This window comes from Bradyrhizobium sp. 197 (assembly GCF_023073375.1).
Classification (GTDB): Bacteria; Pseudomonadota; Alphaproteobacteria; order Rhizobiales; family Xanthobacteraceae; genus Bradyrhizobium.
Genome location: NZ_JADPJJ010000029.1, coordinates 1 through 1457 on the forward strand (window position 1 = coordinate 1; position 1457 = coordinate 1457).

Sequence of the window (1457 nt, forward strand, 5' to 3'; positions counted from 1 at the left end):
TTGGTGGGCCCGGCAGGACTCGAACCTGCAACCAGACCGTTATGAGCGGCCGGCTCTAACCATTGAGCTACAGGCCCGTTCCCAATCGTCTTGCTGACGCGGCAGGGAAGGGGGCGATCGACAGTGAAACTAGCTCGCTTTGCGTTCGGACGGATCACCGGCTTCTAGCAAGGGAGCCGCCAAACTGGGAATTTCAGGCATTGACTTGCCGGCTATCGCTTGGAGGTCGCCCACCATCCCGACGGTCGAATCTATCACAGATACAATCTGTGTTTCGCGTTTAGCCCATTGGCGACCCATAAACTTGCGTTCCTTGTCCAGGTCGTCTCTCATGTCATTGAATTTCTCGATGACCGCTTCGACACGTTGCCGGAATCTGGTGCCGGTCAGATAGTCATAGACCTGCTCCATCTTTGTCTGCTGGCCTTGTTGCACGAGCCGTGCGCCGCATACGTCGAGCAGCGCTTGACGCAGCGCTACCGCAACGGGGAGGGCGCAGCGAGGATGAGCGACCCACACGCCATCCATCAGATCGAATTGTTCGATGTGTTTGGGTAGCGCGTGCGAGATGATGAGCGATACGTCGGCGTCCGACCGCCGTTGGTCATCCCTGAGCTTCGCCAGCCAACCGTCGCTCCACGATTTGGTACGTTTCGTCTCCCATAGGATTATGCCTGCCGGCTGCCCGACGGCGCCGTTGACCTGCTGGATGACGTCGGCGCCAAGCTCGCCTTTGCCGACCGGTTCTATGATATCCGTTGGGAAACGGCTGCGTAAAAGCTCCTCGAGTTCCAGTTCGAGGACTTCGCCTTGGGCCTGTTGCGAACCTTGCTCCGCCTTGCGCCTGAGTTCCTCGATCGTACGTGCCATCGACTCGATCGTTTGATCCTTTTCGGCAACGCGAAGCCTAGCAGCGTCGTCAGCTTCCTGCCTGGCCTTGGTCTGAACCGTTGCAACGGAGGCTTGAACGCGCTTTTCGATGGTCAAGTCCAACTCACGCTTCTCATCGTCCAGCGCGCGCTGCTTGCGAATAAGTTCAGCCTGAGCCTGCTGGGCTTCGGCAAGCTTGCGGTTATTCGCCTCCAGAAGCTGACGGAGCTCGGCAGCCTCATTAATTTTCGCTGATAGTTCCGTGGCAGAGGCTTCGCGCGCCTTCTTGGCTTCAGAAGCGACAATCCGCTCGCGTTCGGCCGTCAATCGTTTCGCGACCTGGTCTTCGACCGCCTCGCGGTCCTTGGTGAGCTGTTCGCGTTCCAGACGGAGCGCCTCAGTCTTGCGCGCGACTTCAGCATCTTTTCCCGCGAGCTGTTCCTGGAAGCGCCGGCGGGTTTGCTCGAGGAGCGGCGCGGCAAGCGATTCCGTCAGTCGAATTTCGTGATTGCAGTTCGGACAATGTAAGGTAGGCTCGTATGCGCCATTCGTGGCTGCCGCTTTGAAGCTCATCGCGTTGATCTCAT

General features: G+C 58.6%; 1 protein-coding gene and 1 tRNA gene. Both read right to left on the bottom strand.

Annotated elements, in window-relative coordinates:
* Position 1: 1 nt before the first annotated feature.
* Positions 2–77 (bottom strand) — tRNA-Ile (locus tag IVB27_RS06545).
* A 52-nt stretch (positions 78–129) separates the two neighbouring features.
* A complete protein-coding gene (locus tag IVB27_RS06550) occupies positions 130–1443 on the bottom strand; it encodes a DUF2130 domain-containing protein (RefSeq protein WP_247442264.1) in 1314 nt (437 codons plus the stop codon).
* Positions 1444–1457: the final 14 nt, after the last annotated feature.